General features: G+C 43.1%; 14 protein-coding genes. 6 read left to right on the plus strand and 8 right to left on the minus strand.

Annotation, left to right across the window (positions count from 1 at the left end; genetic code table 11):
* Positions 1-49 precede the first annotated feature (49 nt).
* From traF to MJX74_RS19520, 5 genes are all read left to right on the plus strand, one after another.
* Complete coding sequence (gene traF / locus MJX74_RS19500) at positions 50-1,081, plus strand: conjugal transfer protein TraF (RefSeq protein WP_240224681.1); 1,032 nt, start codon at positions 50-52, stop codon at positions 1,079-1,081.
* A gap of 75 nt (positions 1,082-1,156) precedes the next feature.
* Positions 1,157-1,597 carry a hypothetical protein gene (locus tag MJX74_RS19505; RefSeq protein WP_240224682.1) on the plus strand — a complete coding sequence of 147 codons (441 nt, stop codon included), beginning with the start codon at positions 1,157-1,159 and terminating at the stop codon, positions 1,595-1,597.
* Positions 1,598-1,704: 107 nt separating this feature from the next.
* Positions 1,705-3,033 carry a conjugal transfer protein TraH gene (locus tag MJX74_RS19510; protein ID WP_240224683.1) on the plus strand — a complete coding sequence of 443 codons (1,329 nt, stop codon included), beginning with the start codon at positions 1,705-1,707 and terminating at the stop codon, positions 3,031-3,033.
* 1 nt (position 3,034) lies between these two features.
* Positions 3,035-7,189 carry a conjugal transfer protein TraG N-terminal domain-containing protein gene (locus tag MJX74_RS19515; protein WP_240224684.1) on the plus strand — a complete coding sequence of 1,385 codons (4,155 nt, stop codon included), beginning with the start codon at positions 3,035-3,037 and terminating at the stop codon, positions 7,187-7,189.
* Positions 7,190-7,619: 430 nt separating this feature from the next.
* Positions 7,620-8,582 (plus strand): hypothetical protein, encoded by a 963-nt coding sequence (locus MJX74_RS19520; protein WP_240224685.1) that lies wholly within the window; start codon positions 7,620-7,622, stop codon positions 8,580-8,582.
* Here MJX74_RS19520 and MJX74_RS19525 read toward each other — a convergent pair.
* Together MJX74_RS19525 and MJX74_RS19530 are read right to left on the minus strand one after the other, a co-directional pair.
* Entirely contained in the window at positions 8,518-9,252 is a 735-nt protein-coding gene (locus tag MJX74_RS19525) for an EAL domain-containing protein (RefSeq protein WP_240224686.1), read from the minus strand. The genes MJX74_RS19520 and MJX74_RS19525 overlap by 65 nt on opposite strands.
* Before the next feature lie 565 nt (positions 9,253-9,817).
* Positions 9,818-10,279: a hypothetical protein gene (locus MJX74_RS19530; RefSeq protein ID WP_240224687.1), complete on the minus strand. Its 462-nt coding sequence runs from the start codon at positions 10,277-10,279 to the stop codon at positions 9,818-9,820.
* 431 nt (positions 10,280-10,710) lie between these two features.
* Between MJX74_RS19530 and MJX74_RS19535 the strand changes: the two genes are divergently transcribed.
* Positions 10,711-11,301, plus strand: coding sequence for a hypothetical protein (locus tag MJX74_RS19535; RefSeq protein WP_240224688.1), 591 nt, complete (start codon positions 10,711-10,713; stop codon positions 11,299-11,301).
* Between the two features lie 218 nt (positions 11,302-11,519).
* Here MJX74_RS19535 and MJX74_RS19540 read toward each other — a convergent pair whose 3' ends face one another.
* From MJX74_RS19540 to MJX74_RS19565, 6 genes are all read right to left on the minus strand, one after another.
* Complete coding sequence (locus MJX74_RS19540) at positions 11,520-12,749, minus strand: hypothetical protein (RefSeq protein WP_240224689.1); 1,230 nt, start codon at positions 12,747-12,749, stop codon at positions 11,520-11,522.
* Between the two features lie 600 nt (positions 12,750-13,349).
* A complete protein-coding gene (locus MJX74_RS19545) occupies positions 13,350-13,925 on the minus strand; it encodes a hypothetical protein (RefSeq protein ID WP_240224690.1) in 576 nt (191 codons plus the stop codon).
* Complete coding sequence (locus MJX74_RS21890; RefSeq protein WP_240224691.1) at positions 13,918-14,523, minus strand: AHH domain-containing protein; 606 nt, start codon at positions 14,521-14,523, stop codon at positions 13,918-13,920. The genes MJX74_RS19545 and MJX74_RS21890 overlap by 8 nt, the downstream gene beginning before the upstream one ends.
* A 261-nt stretch (positions 14,524-14,784) precedes the next feature.
* Complete coding sequence (locus tag MJX74_RS19555; RefSeq protein WP_240224692.1) at positions 14,785-15,066, minus strand: hypothetical protein; 282 nt, start codon at positions 15,064-15,066, stop codon at positions 14,785-14,787.
* On the minus strand, positions 15,063-15,944 hold the full coding sequence (locus MJX74_RS19560; RefSeq protein WP_240224693.1) for a DNA replication terminus site-binding protein: 882 nt from the start codon (positions 15,942-15,944) through the stop codon (positions 15,063-15,065). Before MJX74_RS19560 ends, MJX74_RS19555 begins: the two co-directional genes overlap by 4 nt.
* Positions 15,916-16,278, minus strand: a complete 363-nt coding sequence (locus tag MJX74_RS19565) for a hypothetical protein (RefSeq protein ID WP_240224694.1) — start codon at positions 16,276-16,278, stop codon at positions 15,916-15,918. Before MJX74_RS19565 ends, MJX74_RS19560 begins: the two co-directional genes overlap by 29 nt.
* Positions 16,279-16,359: the final 81 nt, after the last annotated feature.

Consider the following 16,359-nt stretch of genomic DNA (forward strand, 5'->3'; position numbering starts at 1 on the left):
TTGTACTGAAAAGTTAAAAATAACTCACCTTTAATCGGTGGTTTTTTTTATGCGAATTCTTTTATGTGTCTTATCAATTTTGCCAAGCCTGTGTTTGAGTGCTGAGCCTCAGAATTGGTATGAGCAACGAGAACGTGGTTGGTTCTGGCATGAGGTTAAAGAGGAGGTCGTTGAGGTACTTCCTGACATAGTGGAAGAGCAGAATAAATCTGAGTCAACTTCGATTGAGCAGCAACCGGAAGAAAGTGTTGCTTTGGATTCTGCCTGGTTGAAGCAAAACCTTGAGGTCTTGATGCAAAAGGCCATTGATAACCCATCCGATGAAAATATTGCAGCATATGCCTATGCAAATCGTCTGCTAATTGACTTAGGCTCCCGGTTTTCTACCAGAATGAAGGAATACATGGAATTGGAGCAGCCGCTTCAGGAATCCGCACGCCGGCCATTCTCAGCTTTTGCATTAAGTGAGTTCTCCTCAGAAAGACGAAATGCAATGACTGACATTCTAAAAGCGGTAAAAGATAAATCTCATATGTGGTTCTTTTACTCTTCAACATGTAGTTTTTGCATGAAGCAATTGCCCGTCCTTAAGGGGTTGAAGCGCCTTTATGATATAGAAATCCTTGCGATTTCAATGGATGGCGGAACTTTACCCGGCATTGAAGAATTTGAACATGTTTTTGATTACGGTGGCGCAGTGTCTCAACGTTTCAATGTGTCAGTCACACCCTCAATGTTCTTGGTAAACAACAACACTGAGCAAGTGATTCCCCTTGCTCAAGGTATGCATGCCCTCCCCGAGCTGGAGGATCGAATTCTACTTGTATCTAAAAACCAAGGCTTGATATCGACAGAGCAATACGCATTAACAAAAGCTGTTCGTGATATCACAGTGTTCCGAAATGATGAAGGCGAAATCCTCGCTGACCGCAGGAAGCTCGAATCTGATCCTGGTTACTTAGCAGATTTACTTAAGCAGCGTTTACAGGAAGTACCAGCTTTCGGGGTCACTTCTATTCCACAGAAAGCTGATGAAGAGAAGGTACCTGAAGTCAACTACACACCTGTAAAATGGAATTAATTAAACGCAGTGGTTGACGTTCATTTACTGGCTTTGTATATTGCACATACTCAAGACAAGTAAATAGGTGTAGTTATGGTCAAGAAGTTACTGTTGGGGTTCGCTGTGGTCATTTTTGGACTGGCAGCTAGTGCCGCCGTTGCTGCACCTACAAAGGCTCAGTATCGTTTAGTTGGCTCTATTGATACTGGCATTGACGCTACCGATAAACAGCACCAGGCATGGAACCATTTTTTTAAGCTGGCAGACGCTGTAACCGGTAATGAATTCTACGCTTTTACCTTTCAGGTTGAAAAGTTTGGCAAATATCAGGTCAGTTTTGTTGTAGATAAAGTTATTGTTCAGGCAAATGCCTTGCCAATGGATGTGCAAGGGTTTCAAAGTCCGACCAAACATCGTTATGGTGTGGTTGTCTCTGAGCAGTTGATTAATAAGCTTAAGTCTTCCTCTGCGCCGGCAATCACTTTCGGCAATGAAAAGGGTTTACCTTCTGATATGACAAGGCTTGCGTTGTGATAGGTTAAGCCTCGAATTTTGGGTGCCTTAGCTATCCATCCCAGATATAACGAACAGTAGAATGCCCCTTAACTGGGGTATTTTTCTGCCCGAATTCTGGGGTTTATATGAAATTCAAACCGTTAATGCTGTCTTTGACATTGGCCTTTTTGCCAGTATCTATATCTTCTGCCATTGATATGAAAGACCTTTTCGACTCTTATTCTCAAGGGGCTTCAGGGGTATACCAGACATCTGATGGTACGTCTTTCTATGGGGGCAACTTCACTACCAGAGCAAAGATTGTCAATCGTGACTTATTCAATGTAAACCCACCAAGTATCAAGGCCGGCTGTAACGGTATTGATTTTTACGCCGGCTCATTTAGCGTCATATCTGGTGACGAAATCGTTCAAATGGCCAGGGGTATTGCACAAGGTGCTGCCGGGTACTTTTTCAATATGGCAGTAGGTTCAATTTGCGCTTCATGCTTGGATAATATGCGAGAAATGGCAGCCAGGCTGGAAGAGCTAAATAAATTCTCACAAAACTCATGTCAGAACTTCTGGGACAAGATGACTGATGCCGAAGCAAGAGTTGAAGATAAAAAGAGAAATGCAGAAAAAGGAGCGCAACCCTTACTAGATGCATGGACTGGCAATGCAATAGGTTGGGCTGACACGGTAGTTAAAAAAGCGGATAGTTATTTTAATACTGCTAAAGACGAACCGGGCGGTGGAACCAGCGAGGCTGCAAAAAAAGTATCTGCAGGTAACCTATTCACCGAAAAACTTAAAACATCCTTTACCAGCTTAAATTTGGTTTTTCCGGGCTTTAATACTCAGAGAGAAAAGGAAGAGCTGTTTATTTCCCTTTTCGGCACCGTGATAGTGCCGCTGGACGGTAAACCAAAGGCGATACACCCGATAGAAAATCTATTGGTTGATTTTTTTAATGGTAAAAACGAGGTAAAAATCAATCGGTGCCAGGATGAAGAATGTACTCAAGTGTTGGAGACTACGGAAAGTAACTTCACCTCGCTTTATGATTATCACCTGAGTATGGTCTCAAGTGCCATCAGAACTATTAAGCGTAAGGGGAGTATTAACCCACAACTTCAAGCATACATGCTTGCAAATGACTTTAACTATTCTAAAGCAGCTCAATCATTCAATACTCCACAAATTGAAACGTTAAGCCGTGTTTTAGCAGCGCAGATAGCTTCACAGCAGCTAATGGATGTTCATGAGCAATTCGTAACCCTTCTCTATGAAATGCGTGCAACAGCCCCTGATGGAGACAGAATTAGTATAACCAGGGAGATTAATGAAGCAATTCAGCGAGCTAAAGTAGAAATGGAAAAGCTCGAACGTGTTTCTGAGGAAAAGATTAAGGAAACGGAAGTTGCGCTTAATGTAATCGTGTCTTTAACAAGCTTAATGAAAGATAAATACTGATATGGCTATTGAAGTTAGAATTTTGGGAGATTTTGAGTTCTCCCGACAAATTATCTCTGGTATTGCCAGATTATTTTCATACGACAATGGGCTTGGGTATGCGTCAGGTATTTTACTGGTGCTGTTTTTAATCTGGTCATTTGTAAAACATGCACTGGACCCGGAAAAAGCACCCCACCCAATTAAAGAATTTGTGACCGGCCTCATAATGTGGATGATTATAGGCTCAAGTGGTTCATCCGTGAAATTTGACGTAATGCTTACGTCTATTTCGAACCCTGGCCAGTTCGAGTACATTGAGGATGTGCCGGCCATTGCAGTCATACCAAGTTGGTTAGCATCTAACTTTTTCAGTGTTGCCAGGGAGAAGCTACAGGATACTTTTTCGCCGGTATCTTACAGTCTTGGTTCCGAACATCTGGATCCATTGGGTGCACTAGTTAAAATGTATGATGTCGCACCTTCTGATGCACATGTTGCACACTCAAGCAGTGAACATCATGATTTGGAGCGTTCTATAAAGAACTACGTTGAGTTTTGTTATGTAGCAGATCAAAACCTCTCCGATGCGGTACCTGAGAATTCTCGGACAGACCTGGAAAAGGTTGATATTTCCAATCCAGCAGCACTTTGGGATAGCTTAAAAGTTTCCTATAACGGTTTGATGACCACTATTTATATCGGTGATTTGGCTAAACAGTCAGCTGACGCTGGAAACGGATATGGCGCAAGAATGCTATGTTCAGATGCATGGGCTTCGATCAATAGCTATTTAACTAACAGTGGTTTTGAGGCAAAGGTTGTAAGTTATTACAATAGTAAAGGTGTATCTGATGAAGCAATTAAAAAAGCCGGCTTAATGATTAAAGGGTCATTGGCGGGCTTTGACTCCTATAAATTGCAAGTGGGTATGCTTACTGCCTATCATCTACGCAGCGGGTTGGTCGGCACTTCAATGGAGCTGGAAAAGGACAAGATGATTTTCGAGTCCTGGCGCAAACGCGTTGTAGAGAAATCCGGTGAAGCCAGCATCTTCAAACAGGCAATGATCCCCATAATTACTGCAATTGAAACATTCAGCTTCTTTATTGCCCCGCTAATGATGGTTATGGCCATCATGGGTGGCGTTGGGCTTGCCTACATAGGCAAATACATGATGCTGGTTTTATTCATAAACATGTGGGGTTTCATAAAGGTATTCGTTGACCTTTATACTGCCATAGCGGTTGAACGCGCATTCGCTGTAAATGGTGATACGGGATCTGCTTTCTCCTTTGGCCAGTACCCTACTACCTTTATGGAGATTGAGGGTTTTATAGCAACTGCTGGTGCATTAACTACCGCAATACCCATGTTTGCAACCTTCTTGCTCTATGGGGGCGTTCACTCAATTATGGGTGTAATGCGCTCAGTTGGTGGCGCCAGTGTTGACGCATCAAATATGGCACCAAATGTTGCCAGCTCAATGAACGCCGGTGTACGTTCAATGGGTGACCATCAGTTCCAGCAGGTCTTGGGTACGGGTGGTACAGCCATTGGTCAAAGCCTCGTTACCGACCAAAGCTTTGGTTCAATGTCCGTGTCGGATAGCGTTTCAAGTGGAAGTGGTGTTTCAGGAGCCTTATTGGGGAGTGTCACATCTTCAAGTGCAACCGGTGCTGTTGATACCCTTCAAACAATGATGTCTAACTCTAACCAAACTGGCATTTCTGACCGTCAAAGTTTGATGAGTCAATGGTCTTCCTTGTCGACAGACCAAAGAATGGAATCTTTAGCTCAGCAATTACAAAAATCTTCCGGTATGGATGTTAAAGAAGCCAGGTCAGCTGTAATGGAGGTTATGGCAAATGGAGGTGCTGGATTTCAAGGTATGTTGTCAGCCGGCCTTAGTGGCGCAATCAAAGCTGGTGGCCAACAGAGTACGTCGGATAACTACTCCAAAGCTGAGTCATTTATGCAAAATTTCTCTCAACAATATACTGATACAAATTCCAAAGGTGACACTGCTGCAGTAGCCAAAGATTTTGCTAAGCACACGCAGTGGTCAAATACTGAGTCAGGTGGACAGTTAAATCAGCATACAGAGATGTACCAGACTGCATCCGCCGCCCAAACACAGCTGCAGGACGTAGTTTCATCAAATCAGGGAGTAGTTGGAACACAACAATTAAATATGGCAGCTGTTGCTGAGCAATTCAAAACAAATCCAGATGCGGCATCGGGCATAATTAATGGACTTTGGGATAAACATGGTTCCGCTTTAGAAAAAGCTGGCTTAACACGAGGTGATTCAGGCAGCCTATTTAAGACTTTCGGCGGTGAAGATAACCCGCTAAAGGCTCTCATGGGCCTTCGCAATGAACTGCTTAAGTCAGATGGAACTCAGGCTGATTTAGGAAATCAGTCCAAGGATATGGCGCTGAGTGGCGATCTGATGAAAGCGATTGGCGCTTCTGTTGGTGGATATGTCGGGGCTGGCTTCAGTAAAGCCGGTGAAGCTGATATTGCTCAGGCGGGGATTCTAAGTGGGGTTGATAAGGCAGCTATTATTGATCCAAATAGGAATTCAGGATTGACCGCGCCTAATACAGCCAATCTGGCTTCGGAAGTACAAAAGGGTATATCTAGTATTTCGACCCAAGGCAATGCAGCAACAGGAGGATTCGCTTCTGGTGTTGAGGGCCGCATGGGTGCAGGTAGCTATATGTCCGGCAGCGAGCTCGCCAACTATGGAAATGGAATTGGTTTTAACCCTCGCTCCGATTTCAAAGATGATTTCTTCACTAAAGGCTTAAACTTTGCTCAGCAAGGACCAGAGCAGTTAGCACAACTATTTGGTAACGGCCGTGAGTGGGGGAAAAACGCAGAGGATTGGTCTGCAACCGTTGCCTCTTTCGCAAATGGAAATGGAAACCACTCATTGGCCTTACGCGAAGGTTTAAAGGATTTAATGATTTCTAGTGGCCAAGATTTCAATAAACTTGTTTCAGGAGCTAATAATGGAAACCAAGAATCATTGTCAAAACTATCTGCAATGAATGATGCCAGGTTATTCCTTCAGACTGATGAAGGCCGAGCAGCTGTAGGCGCTTTAAGCAATGATGACGGTAAACGGTTAGTTGCCAATATGAATGCTATGGGCGGAGCAATGTCAAATTTAACCGACTCAGATTCAACAATATCCGCTGTGGAGTTGAATGCGATATCAGCAGCAAGAATGCAAGGGCAAATCACTAACAATCAGGCCAGTGGATTCCTTGAGCTTGGTTCAGCTACAAATAGTACAATTAATAAAATTTTTAGTAGTGGTACTGCTTCAGAGGGTGTTAATTCAGCAATATATGCATCGAGCTTGGGTGCTGCAAAAGATAACGGAGTGCTTAGAGATATAGTTAACACCTCTGAAAACTCCTATAACACATCCAGTGGTTATAGCCAGTTTATTCGGGAAAATGATGATTTCAGGACACCTAGACAAATTAGTGAAGATATCTCTGGAGATAATCCTGTTTTAGCCGCTAATTACTCAAATGTAGCAGCAAATGACATTGTTAAAGATACTGCAATGTTGAACTACAATGCCGGCGGTTTAGTGTCAGATGGCAACACATTGCAAGGTTACAACAAGGATTTTGATGTAAACTCAAAGGCGGTATCAGCTCAAATTGGTAACTATAGTAGTAAGATAATAGATTCGATTGGGAATAACGGTGGATTCGAAGGTATTAACGACAGGTTAATCTCATCTGCAGTTGATGGAAATACTAATGCCTCACACCTAGTTTACGCTCTAAGTGGACATTATGGTCAATTCTCAGCTTTAGATAAGCTAAACGATTCCGGACTTGGCGCAAGTTCTCAGGGTTTATTTCTCGCTGTTACTGACCTGTCAGAAAAGGCTAACTCTTCCGGACTGGTTACTGGTCAGTCAGATCTGAATTCTCAGTACCAGGCGTATATAAATGGCGAGTCTGCTATTAACCCAGAAACAGGTGAGCCTTTCCCAAAAGATAAAACGTTTGAGTTTGATGGCAGTTCATACTTAAATGTTGGAGAAAACAATGATGGAATTGCCATATATAGAATGGGTGAAGGTGACGATGCAAGTTACTTCACTTTTGATGGAAAGAAGATGAGTTATTACAACAAAGACTGAAAATAGCCCCGCTTTTGCGGGGCTTTTTCTTTTGGTGGGGGCCTGTCGATTTTAAGCATAAGTTGAACTTTTTTAACCATAAAATGAGCTTTTGAGCGTCACCACTACAGCATGACCAGCAGGCCAATACTTATATACCCGCAGGGGACAACCGTGTAGTTGGCCTTGAATTTGACTTGGTGAGTGCCTGCAGCACGATTCCAGAACCACCTTATAGGTGGCTGTATCCACCCTCTACAAACCCGAAAAGTTCAATTTATGCTTTAAATTTTGAAGGTCAGTTTATGGTTTAAAAATTCGTAAGATAATGTTCTATTAACCATATTAAAAAACTGAGAGTTCAACTTATGATTAAAACAACAGGCCCGCTCGATTTGTTGCGAGTAAAAAAAAATTGGTTACAGTGGCCGTAATTTGTTGGAGGTCATTAATGTTTCGAGTGTATATGAGTGCCCTGCTGCTGTGGGCTTTATCAGCTGATGCAAAACCTGTAAGTGTAACTGTAAAAGAAGAAATTGGCGGCCGGCCTGATGAAGTCGTTAGGCAATCCGCCCGGGTGAAAGCTCAGTGGAGTGCTATCGATCGGTTACCGGTGGTTGTGTCAGGCTCTGAGCAACTGAAAGATGATGACTACTCCCAAGAGATAAAAGCCTTGTCTGCAGGTGAATCCACTGTGACGGTCAGCAGTGAGGTTTGGGATCGGAATAATGGCATATTGACCCTTTCTGCGGATGTCACTATGGATAGTGCCAAGTCGCTTGAGCTTATTGAAGAAATCCGCCTAAGTGTTGAGGCTAGAGCCAGGCTGAAAGAAGTGTACAATAAAATTGATGCTATTGCTGCAGCCGGTATGGTTAATCAGCCAGAACTAATTCAGGTTGAAAGTGAACGTGCGCGTATTCTTTCTGAATTTCTGATCAGGGACAACATAGCTGCATCACAGGCTGCCACCCAAGACTTATATACCCGGGTGGGTGTATATCTCTATACGGGGGCATTGGCCAAATATATCTCTGATGCTAAGGTGACTATTCTGAATGTCGATGATGAATACGTTAATGCCAGAGTGGAGTTCAATAAGACTTGGGCCCAGGTGCTTAATGAATTCCAAGGCGAGTTTTCTGAGATCCCCACTATAGTTGCGTTGTGGGATGGCATTAAATCTCAATTGCCAACGCCGTGTATCAGTAAGCGTGAATGGTATCCATATGCGCAAGAATGGCGAGCGTATATCGAAGATGAGCCGCGTGTATTGGGTAGCGCGAAAGATGGCTATCACTACTTAGTAAGAGCTCGGCACCAAGGAAAGGATGTTGTGCTAAATCGTGTTAATGAACACTTACGAGTATCGGCCTGTGTGAGCATGCAGGTTTTTGAAGCTGTTCACCAGTAGGAGGCAAATACACATCAGGCTTGCTAATGAAAAAGCCCTGCAGCATATCAGCTCCCGATATTCTGGCCAGGTTTAGCTGTTGTGCAGTCTCAATGCCTTCAATCACAACTTTGGCACCCATTTCGTGGATTAAGCGAACACTCGCATTTAGCAAAGCTCGGTGCCGATTGCAGTGTTCAGCCCCTTGTATTATGGACATATCCAACTTCACCACATTAGGGTTTATCTCAAGCAATGCTTTGAGGTTAGAGTTACCCTGGGTGAAATCATCTATGATGATGTGAAACCCAAGAGCTCGTGCAATTTTAAGGTTCTCTTTTAGTGTTGCCCAGCAGGCAATTGGGGTCGCTTCAGTTATCTCTAAACCAATTGATGATGCCGGTATGCCGGCTTTTGAGTATCTTCCAAGTATTTTTATAAAGTCTTCATGAGCTATCTGCCCTGGTGTGTAATTTACAAAATACACGTGCGATGGGTAGGTCTTCATCAACTCAAATACGAATAACACCTTACTATCTGTCAGGTCGGATAGGTGCTCAATGAATAGCGATGGGTATGTCAAGAACTCAGCTAGCTCTACCCCTTGATGAGACCGAAGCAGCAATTCTGTAGCAATTGGTTTCAATGATGTCGCATCGATTATGCTTTGGTTAGCTATAACAGTTTTCATTGCACTCCCCTCTTTTGGCTAATGTTAATTGATTAGAACAAAAATGAGGCTCGTTAAGATGTGCCTAATTGAAGGCTTAATATTAAAGTTAACTGAAATTATAGGGGCAGATGCAGCCTGAACTCTCTGCAAGTTCAGGCCCTCACATGTGTAGGTGGGTTTTAGTTAAACAGGTTTGTGAATCATAGATAGAATTACCTGTATTTGACGCTTAGCATCCTCGCTAGAAAGCACAATATTGCTTACGTATCGTCCTTTTGTGTTCTGGAATACAAATGTTGAGTATTTCCTGTCCTGCTCTATTTCTACTGACCAAAATTCCATGCATTTTAATCTGAACCCAAGTATGGATTTTTCCAGCACACATTGACCACGAGATATGTTGAGTGTTTCGTTGTAGCTCAGTAGTACCAGATTTATAAAAGGCGGCAAGAAGAACTCTATAGGTGGAAAACCTTGATACAGTCGCACATGGTTTGCCATCATCAGTGCAAGTAGGCCGGAAAGTAACAGGAGGAATGCAAAAGCGGCTTTTCCTATTGGATGGCTGATTAGAGGCCTATAGTTAATGGTATAAATGGGCGTCATTATTTCCGGCTCCAATAAACTTCAACATTTGATTGATCTGCTCTTTTTGTGCGCAAAGCGCTTTACTTAATTGTGATTCAGGCGACAAGTCCGGTGCCATTGATGGTAGTTGCTGCAGAACCTGAGAGTAAACTGACTGCAGTATGGTTCTCTGAAAGGATAGATTTACTTCCTCTTTGGTAAGTCCGTCATTATTCTTAATCGATTTAAGTGCCAGAACAGGGTTAATTCTTATGTGAATTGTGCCGGCTCCAATCAAAGGGAGGCCAAGTTTACTCATAGGCCCACTAATAGGCGACACTTCAAATACAGGCAGTCCAACTGAATCACAAAAATAGACTTTTATCTCACCTATGTCCTGAGCAAGGCGAAGCGCCTCAGGGGAAAATGATGATGAAAACTCATAAGAAAGATACCCGGCCAGAACACTATTTGTCATTTTTAACTTCCATAAATAAGTATGCTTTGAGATTAACACATGCATATTTTGTCACAACAAAACGGTTCAAGTGTGTTTTAAGAGCCTAAATATCCGGTCTTAAGCGCATGGATTGAGATCGAGTTTGAGTTAAACTTTTCTGCAAATATCAATGATGAATATTTGAGCAAATTGGGTTATCATGGATTTATCAGCTTTTCGTAGATTTTTAATTTTAGCTGTAAACACAAAAGCGACGCTTACATTCAAGATTCAGGCTTATTTAATGCCCGGGTTTCCCAGTAGATATCGGTTTACCCTGGCGGTGCAATCAGATTCGGGAACTGAATTTCTACCTTACTTTCTTAAAAGTGTAGACGATGCGAAAAGGTTGATAGTGGAATTCTCAAATTTATTTTTAATTAATGACGCTAATGTAAAGGTATTAGAGCATGCAGACTTCAAAGTCGCCTAAGCTCACAATGCAGCAGACGGCAGTGGCACTTCTTAGGCTTGGCGTTACCAATAACGTAGAGTTCAGAAAACTGTGCTCTTCAGGCGAGCGTCCTATAGAAATACCATCATCACCGCATACTTATTACCCTGATTTCCCAGGCTGGAAAGCGCTAATGAAGATGGGGCGTGAGCTTCTTCATTCCGATAGCGTAGATATATCGACGCCGGACTATAGTGAATTAAAAAAAGGCACACATAGGCTTGGTATCAGTTCAATTGCAGAATATAAAAAGTCTGTTTCGTTGGGCCGGTTAGGCCCTTCGGCACCCGAAAATCCAGAGGAATGCTTCGGAAGTGAATTTAAGGGATGGGGTGACTTGCTGGCTCCTAAACACCGCAGTGTTATGGATTTTGAACAAGCTCGATCAGTAGCTCGTTTTTTATGGCCAACAAATTCATCGGAGTGGCGTAAGTTCTGCCGTAGTGGCGAGCGGCCGCCTTATTTGCCAGCTATGCCTGATCGTGAATATGCAACCGAAGGTTGGAGCGGTTGGGAGGACTTTTTAAATGACCCAGGCAAAGTCTAATTTACTATTGTTTTGCAGAAGCCTCTTTTTAAGAGGCTTTCTTGTTAATAGGGAGTTGGATCACAATTAACTGAGGTTTTATCCAGTGCGGGATGGTGAAATGCTGATGTATACAAAAAGCCATCATTAAAAAATAAAGGTAACGGGTAATACAGATGAACTGAGCTTGATTAATTTTAGGCAACATATAGGTTGATCGAATTAAACGGTAAGATAAATTAATCATCTTTGAAGACAGAAACGATCTCTGCATAACGTTTGTTGAATTCATCATCGTTTTTGAGCGAACTTTGATCTAAAATTTCCACACTTGACGAAGGTAATAGCTGGAAATCAAACCCGCAAGGGCGAGGTAGCTGATCACAAAATATTGTGCACTTGCCTGAAACTGGTCCGGTCACTTTAAACAGAAGTTGGATCCTGGCATCAAGACCAGTTCCACCCTGCAGCTTCTCAATTTTCCAAGTGATAACATGATGATCGTCCTTTAGAAAATACCGCAAAGGAAGCTCGGAGTTAAAAAGCGACTTAAACATTTCATCATGAAGGCTCTCAATAAAAGGGTATTGAGTTTCTGATTTCTCAGGTTTACACGGCAATGAAACACCAGGCTCTTTAATATCCAGATGTTTGGATACAGGGAACTCAAGCTGCACGCGCAAATCACTGGCCAGCTGCTCACCTTCATTGGATAAAGAAAGCTTTAACGGCTCGTACCCAAGCCACTCTTTAAGTAACGATGCTCTTTCACGGTAAAGAGATTTGTTTGTAATGCTTTTTAACCTGCCCCTACCTAAAGAGCCCGGAAAGACTGTAGTATCCTCCAACATTTGATCCAGCAACTCTAAACTCAATCTACTATGTGGCCGATTAGTTGTTTTAGGTTGCTCAGGTTCCTTTTTGTAATCCGGAATTTCAATCCACTGCTCGAAGCTATATATGGGCCCATCAAGTTGCAACATGCTATCTTCTGATGAATGACCACTTTGAGTGCTCAAATATAGGTCGAACTCAGGTACTTTTGGTACGCGGGCTTTGAATATGGAAATGTATTCAAGACCAAGGCTCATTAATAAATGATAAATTAGTGAGATGGATAAAACATAGATGCCGACACTAGGATCTGCTAGGCCGTCAACAATAGAACGCAACCAGTCAGACTTGGCAATAAACTCTTCAAAAATTGCAATGAGGATGGCTTGGAAAATATTAACCTGTGACTCAATGATCAGACCCAGACCTGTAATCGCCGAGAGCCTGGCAATCACATTAAAGGTCTTGGGCCGAAGGATTTCTAACAACCGCTCCAGAACATCCAAGAACTTATCTAGCTTCTCTATCATCGCAAAATTACCTAAAATCAAATTGACGCAGCAGGATAAACGATATAAATGAAATGTAAAAGCTCGCCTGTACGTAATGCCAACCCGATTGAGCAGCGACACCATACTATGAGCCCTTTCACTTTAGATACATCAGCCTTAAAAGCTTGAGGGGAATCCTTATCATGGCTCAAGTTGATATTTGTGCATTGCCTGTAGGCTGCTTGCATATCGAAAGTTGGATTGGCCATGAGTCATACCGTTTTTGCTTAGTTAAATGAAATGACACAGAATTTCGATCACAACCGAACCGGAACCAGGATATCGGCGGCTAACATAGAGGGGCTAACGGGATTTTGAATTTTTATCTGCATTATCATTTCGTACTAATACGTAATATGTATATACGTACTGAGGTGCAGCTCAGAAGTTACTGAGTTTCAGCATTTCTAACCAGTAATATTTTTGAGTTTTTACTGGTTAGCATCAGAACCCAATAAAACTACCGGTTATGTCAGTACAGTATTGGCAGTACCAGCAAGGCGTTTCCAGCAGTCTAGATTAAGCTCCGAGTAAAGTAGGAGTATATTAATTCATCCTCCAAATATATCATTGTAATTCAGTAGCTTAGCGCGCATTTTATGAAAAAATTTCCAGAATCCCGGCTACGCCTCACATATGCCTGGCTGAGTAGTCCAAATACCTTTTTTATAATAAAGCCTATTATTATTCTATATCTTGGAACGAAAGACCGGTCAGTTTAAGCTTTTTGACGACTTGCTTAAAAGAATTTGGAATATCTGTCGTGAAAATACCCAGGCCAAGGCCTGTCACACGAAATAACACACCATTTTTAGCTCGATGTCCGTCTAACACCAATTTTTCAAACATCCTGCTTGGTGTTCCGTCTAGCCGCATAAACCGCCGCGACTCTTGTTCATTGAAAACATCTTCACGAGCCAGAACGTGGATAATGTACCAGCGCCATCCGTCAACGTTGATTGGCAAAAATTCAACATAGTCCTGTATATGGGGGCGAAGCTGCTCACAGGTTGCTGCTGAGACGGCAAAGGCCGTTGATCCGAATGCGGCAATGTCGGGCTGCGGTTTAATCCGCTCGTCCGGGTTGTAAAACCAGGTAACTTCCATTGGTACCCAATTATCAGCGAGGGGCTTTCCATACAACCCCACCGGCTCGTCAATCTGCATGATCAATTCCAATGCAGTTTCCTGCAGCATGGAAAATTTTCTGACGTTGGTGGCCACAACATAACATTTTGTATCGATAACGGTGTTATCCATCTGCTAACTTCCTCCGGAGCGGAAACTTACCATTCTCCAGCATGGTAGCGACATCACGTAAAGTTGACATAATAGCATTTTTCCCCAAACCCTCTGCAATGGTACCTTCAAGCAAAAATTCAACATTCATGAAGTACTCTTCAGTATGCGTTTTAGAATGTGATTTTGCATTAGGTAAATATGGATGAGGACAATGCGTTTGGTAGCGCGGCAAATAAACGCCATTGAACTCGTTGTCGATATCAATCGCATAAGCAGCCAGGCGTATACGCGATTTCGCGGCACGGGGATGGTCCCAGGCAACAATGTGATGTGTGGAGACATTTTTCGGTCGGTGACGGCCGGCAGCCAGCATATTGTCCGACAACATAACATTATGCCTTTTAGCATGCTCCCAACGTACATGCCGGCTAAGCTTTAAGGCTCTGTCATCGATAGCGCCTCTCTGGTAGCGGAGGGTGTCAATTACCGTGTCGCGGTAATAGATGGCATAGGCCATTGAAGCTGCTTGGCCATATTCGCGGCTGCCAGTCAGATTTGTAAAATCTTCCGCCATTTCGTTGACGGACAGGTACACCGGCTCTGTAATTTTGCTCACATCGTGCTCCTTGCATTGGCTCTTTCAAAGTTTACAGTATGATAGCATTTTGTAAATATTGTAATCACGCAAGCATTTGGCTTTTAGCAGACAACAGCCTGTTTATGCTAATTGGAGGAAATTTTAAGAAAAGCTTACGCTTCCACATTTCAGAGTGTCAGAATTTATGCGTGTTCTTTACTAAAGGCCTGCGGTCAGGCACTTCAATAAGCTACCTTAAAACTACTAAAGATGGGTGCTAAGGCATTGTAATTAAATGTATCACCCAGGCAGGTGCTCGACAGGGCTTTCGCGGCCCGATGTTGCCTTAACCTGCTTGATATCAGCGATTGGATGACAGACCAGACTGTAAAGGCGATCAATATTAAGGTTTGAATATGGGATAATTCTGTCTGGAACGCCTAATCGAATAATTGAAACTCCTTGATCGATAAAGGTAACAGTGCCATTTCCAAGATGGATTTTGCTGCCTGACTGTAAAAAGGTGGTTTTTGACTGCTTAAGTAGTTCAGTGAACCTCGACAATGCTTCTTTATTTTTCATGGATACTCACAATAGATATGCCGGCGCGGGATCACGAGCATTAATTGCTTTGCCTTGCTTTCCCGGCTGCGATGCGGAAAGTTATTAAACTCACTTATTACGGGTGATTGGTTGATCACAAATATGGGTGAATGCGCAACCGAAGTGATGCTATACGACTTATAACTGGTATAAAGGTTGGCGGTTGGTGTCACTCTAAGCGGCCGGCGTAGATAAAATACATTGGTGTGATTGGCGTTACGTAAAGCTTCCAGTTCTGTTTGAATCTGAATTTCCCACGTAGCGGCATCAACTTTGGCCGGTACCTGCTTACCAGAATTAGTGATTAGATCAGCCACCTCTTCCCTTGTAAAAGTCTTACCTGAATACTTGTGAGCCCAACTGAAGTTGATTGCTGTTAGCCCTGATGGAGCCAGCAAAATGTGCCGTGTGATAGCCTTTTTGGATACGCCTGGTAGTGCCTCTTTGAACAGCTCAAACCGCTTATCAACATTTTTATGAAGCATTAGAATGCTTTGCTGGAAATGATCCTTCAAGGTGTTGATAGCCTGGATACGTTGACAAAGATCTTCACCTTGTGCTGACTGCAGCACAACCGTACCGGCCAGACGCCGGCCAAATAGTCCGGGCTCGTCCTCCAGCCATTTGAAGTCACGGATGTGCAACATGGCTTTCTGAAATGCCTGCTTTCCGGCGTATGACGTCAGGACTATGCTCTTAGGTGTCGTTCCGACATCTTCTTGAGTTAGTTTCGGGAATTCATACACATGGCTTTGATGATCGCACTGTTCAAGTATGTCACTGAGCTGGCGAATGTGCGCTTCGATTAAGTACAGATCTGCAACTAGTTCACTCGCTTTTCGCTTCTGATCTTCCATTGCTACCCTCCAGGCGTTGTTCAATCATGTTGCGAGAGGCATTTGTTAATTGTGGCCACCTTCTTAATTGCCTCACTTCACCATCCGATAACTGCTGCAAGTAAGTGGCATAGTGGCCAATTGCTTCCCGCCGGTACTTTTTTAACCGCAATACGGGTAAAAGCATGTAGTAGAGGTTTGCCATGATTAGAACGATGGCCATGTTGCGGCCGCCGCTTCCCCCACCCATTTCGTAAGCGACCGATAGCAAGGTAAAAATAGCCAGAATGATGACTACGTACCCTTTAGGTTTTTGTACCGGCTTCACCATCGATTCGATATTTAAATATTCCACACTTAACCTCTTTTACGTGCATCATACCTAGTATAGTCAATTCGAGACAAAAGCAGTACTTCGTAGCAACTTCGCCTCAAC

This window comes from Rheinheimera hassiensis, assembly GCF_022436675.1.
Lineage (GTDB): Bacteria > Pseudomonadota > Gammaproteobacteria > Enterobacterales > Alteromonadaceae > Alishewanella > Alishewanella hassiensis.

Excerpts from the sequence above, each read along its gene's own strand:
- MJX74_RS19545 (WP_240224690.1), bottom strand. The coding sequence starts at position 13,925 with ATGGATAACACCGTTATCGATACAAAATGTTATGTTGTGGCCACCAAC.
- MJX74_RS19555 (WP_240224692.1), bottom strand. The coding sequence starts at position 15,066 with ATGAAAAATAAAGAAGCATTGTCGAGGTTCACTGAACTACTTAAGCAG.
- MJX74_RS19505 (WP_240224682.1), top strand. The coding sequence starts at position 1,157 with ATGGTCAAGAAGTTACTGTTGGGGTTCGCTGTGGTCATTTTTGGACTG.
- traF (WP_240224681.1), top strand. The coding sequence starts at position 50 with ATGCGAATTCTTTTATGTGTCTTATCAATTTTGCCAAGCCTGTGTTTG.
- MJX74_RS19520 (WP_240224685.1), top strand. The coding sequence starts at position 7,620 with ATGTTTCGAGTGTATATGAGTGCCCTGCTGCTGTGGGCTTTATCAGCT.
- MJX74_RS19515 (WP_240224684.1), top strand. The coding sequence starts at position 3,035 with ATGGCTATTGAAGTTAGAATTTTGGGAGATTTTGAGTTCTCCCGACAA.
- MJX74_RS19540 (WP_240224689.1), bottom strand. The coding sequence starts at position 12,749 with ATGGTGTCGCTGCTCAATCGGGTTGGCATTACGTACAGGCGAGCTTTT.
- MJX74_RS19560 (WP_240224693.1), bottom strand. The coding sequence starts at position 15,944 with ATGGAAGATCAGAAGCGAAAAGCGAGTGAACTAGTTGCAGATCTGTAC.
- MJX74_RS19535 (WP_240224688.1), top strand. The coding sequence starts at position 10,711 with ATGCAGACTTCAAAGTCGCCTAAGCTCACAATGCAGCAGACGGCAGTG.
- MJX74_RS19525 (WP_240224686.1), bottom strand. The coding sequence starts at position 9,252 with ATGAAAACTGTTATAGCTAACCAAAGCATAATCGATGCGACATCATTG.
- MJX74_RS19530 (WP_240224687.1), bottom strand. The coding sequence starts at position 10,279 with ATGACAAATAGTGTTCTGGCCGGGTATCTTTCTTATGAGTTTTCATCA.
- MJX74_RS19510 (WP_240224683.1), top strand. The coding sequence starts at position 1,705 with ATGAAATTCAAACCGTTAATGCTGTCTTTGACATTGGCCTTTTTGCCA.